This is a genomic window from Arthrobacter sp. JCM 19049 (assembly GCF_001310435.1).
In genome coordinates this window covers 1-604 of the sequence record NZ_BAXF01000893.1, presented here as the reverse complement: position 1 = coordinate 604, position 604 = coordinate 1, and the positions used below count along the sequence as shown (strand labels likewise).

1 protein-coding gene is annotated in these 604 nt (G+C 65.1%); it reads right to left on the bottom strand.

Annotated features, from left to right (window positions below):
* Nucleotides 1-343: GNAT family N-acetyltransferase (locus JCM19049_RS16970; protein ID WP_054822095.1), on the bottom strand; the 343-nt coding region annotated here is incomplete at its 3' end.
* Between the last annotated feature and the right edge of the window lie 261 nt (nucleotides 344-604).

Sequence of the window (604 nt, the reverse complement as noted above, 5' to 3'; positions counted from 1 at the left end):
CGACCATCGCCTTGCCGGCGCCGCTGCGCTGCACGGTGGGGTCCACGCTGAGCATGCGGATCTCCAGCTCCCCCGGCAGGGCGATGTCGGCGTATTCGTTGCCGTGCTGCATCAGCGACATGCTGGCGATGACGTGCCCGTCGCGCTTGGCGACCAGGATGGTGCAGTGCTCGTGGCGCTTGGCAACCTGGCGCACGAACTGCAGGTACTCGTGGTTCGGGTCATCGAAGTGCCCGGCGTCCAGGTACGCGTCAACGGTGATATCACCGATGCGCTGGTAATCCTCGGCGGTGGCCTCGGTGATCTCCAGTTCGGTGGCGGCGGGAAGAGTTTGGCAAGTCATCCTTCCAGTGTGACAGCCCCGCGGCACTGCCGGTGACCAGTCAAGCCCGCTTTGTTGCCAACTTCACCCCCGGTGTAGCGCGTCGACCTCTTTGATGCGCAGAGATGTTGGCGTGATCCAGAGTGTGGAACACGCTATGAAGCTCTTCTTCTCAGAAGCGCTGGGCGCCGCCCTGCTGCCGCACCGCGGGTCCACAGCGCCCTGGCACCCGATACCTGGCAGGCCGGTACCGGTGCGCAGACATAAAGTGCGCTGCGCCGG